Below are 2229 nucleotides of genomic sequence, written 5' to 3' on the forward strand. Positions count from 1 at the left end.
TCCATCAGGCTGGGTCTAAGACTTGCCAAATGTATTGGAATTCTATACATTTGACTCACTTTTAAGAACATGTGCCGTGCCCGGCACACACAAGCTGTTCAACCGGACGCATAACGGTTGTCATTGTTTTTGCAAAAGAAAAGGCGCAAAAACAAAGCCAACCTACGCGCCAGTTAACAAGGGCGTTAGCTGTTGCTCCCAACTTTTTATTCTTAAAATTTGGGTTTTATTTTGGCATTAGTTGGTTGCTATCTGATCGCAGTTTGCATTGATAATTGAAACTGGCAAAGGTGAGTTTTTGTTTGAAAAGGGGCAATTCCAACGCCTCAAATTTTGCTAAACGGGTTAGATCAATTTACCCTGCGAGTTGTGTTGAAGAATTGAGTTTTTCCGTTTGCAATTGGGCTACAGATTGCTAAGTTACTGTATTAAATGAGTTGGTTTATCGTTTCAAGTTAAAACCAATATGAGCTTAACGAGATATGTAGGCAACAAGCAAACATGTCACAACCAGCTAACAAGCTGTTCAACTGGACGCATAACGGTTGTCATTGTTTTTGCAAAAGAAAAGGCGCAAAAACAAAGCCAACCTACGCGCCAGTTAACAAGGGCGTTAGCTCATCAAAACAATGTACTATTTATGTAATATAGCATCAATAAGTGCAATTTTATCAATTGCTGGATATATTATTGCCACATTATGCCTAAATAAAAGGTTTAGAAATTTAGTTTGTCGAGTATGGATTGAATCTCTGGATCACCAACAGTTTTTTAGCAAAAGTAAAGTGTTAAAAACTACCTATTTAATTATTAGTGCAGTATATGAAAAAAATGAACTTAATGGGGCAAAAAATGGCAATGTGTCTATAAAAAAACTTTTTTCAATCGCATTTATACTTAATTTTGGATTTGTAGTTGGCTTATTATTATTGGGTAGATTCTCTCAGGAAGAGGAGATTTTTGGTATTAGCATTCATGGAAGTTTTCAGTTTTTATTTATACTTATGTTTTTAATTCCTATAACCGTTGGATTGGAATTTTTATCATATAAAATCACAAAGTATTTTTACAAAAAAGCTATTAAAAATAGTAGCTATAAATTTATATTAGTTGACACATTCATTTTATGTTTTCTGTATTATTGCTTACCAATAATACTTGTTGTATCCTGTGGTTTCATTTCAATAAAAAAGCTATTGCCATTTGACATAGGACCTAAGCTGGTAATGAGTTCTTTCCTTGTATTTCTGGGAATGCCAACTGGCCCAATAACCACTAATCTCTTAGTAGAGGTGCCATTATATGTCAGGCTTATAATGTTACCTCCTTGTTTTTCAGTATGTCTACCTTCTCTCTTATTAATTATTTCAATGGTACTTCTATATAATAGAAGAGTTTTGTGTGCGACAGCAAAGATTATGGAAAAAATAGACTCAGCCAATTGGCATTCCATTAAAAATATATTTTTGTCAATTTTTACTATCGCCTCTGGCCTTGTAACAGTAGCAAGCTATCTTGCGCTACAATGATTATATCGATGAGTATCAATGCAACCACTATAAATTATCAAACAACAAGAGCTAACAAAACGCTGCAGCCGACCGGGGGGAGCTCCCCGTTCGGTTTTAAAAGGATAGAAAGGTGGCAGATTTAAACATACAAGAACAAGACAACGAACGTATGAAATTACGCGTAGAGTATTGGCATAAACGGTTAGAGCAGACTCTTCAACACTTGCAGGCGGCAACAAAGCTAATATATTTGGTCGATGGAGCTGTTCTTGGTTTCTGTTATTTCTGGATCAAGGCCCTTGGCGTGAGTCGCGCCTCCATCGGCACTGCATGTCTTCCAGTTCTTCTTTTGGCTATCATGAATTATTTGCATGCCGGATTTATCGGAAATCAGGCAAGCTGGTACTCTGGAATTGATACAAAACTTCGTAATCTTTTGGAACAAACCCCGGTTGAACATCAGAAAACTTGGCTGACATTTCTTTTTCCGAAAAGTTCGCATAAGACTTATCAAATAATCCATTTGGTGATATTTTTTGCATTATTGATAGCAGGTGTCTCAATGCTTTTATATGGCTTTGGATTTTTCCCTGAAATAAAGATTCATGAAATGCCAAATTAACCGAATCGGGATAGGACTCCCCATCACTGAGGAGCCCTCCCACACCACCCGGCATACGGATCTCGTACCAGGGCGGTTCGGCTGATTTTATGAATC

At 36.8% G+C, this 2229-nt stretch carries 2 protein-coding genes; both read left to right on the forward strand.

The genetic code is table 11. The annotated features are described in order from the left end of the window. The first annotated feature begins 785 nt into the window (after window positions 1-785). Window positions 786-1529: a hypothetical protein gene (locus tag B147_RS0107965; RefSeq protein WP_157237821.1), complete on the forward strand. Its 744-nt coding sequence runs from the start codon at window positions 786-788 to the stop codon at window positions 1527-1529. A gap of 112 nt (window positions 1530-1641) precedes the next feature. Beyond that, on the forward strand, window positions 1642-2133 hold the full coding sequence (locus B147_RS0107970; protein ID WP_020586685.1) for a hypothetical protein: 492 nt from the start codon (window positions 1642-1644) through the stop codon (window positions 2131-2133). Window positions 2134-2229: the final 96 nt, after the last annotated feature.

This window comes from Desulfobacter curvatus DSM 3379 (assembly GCF_000373985.1).
Taxonomy (GTDB): domain Bacteria; phylum Desulfobacterota; class Desulfobacteria; order Desulfobacterales; family Desulfobacteraceae; genus Desulfobacter; species Desulfobacter curvatus.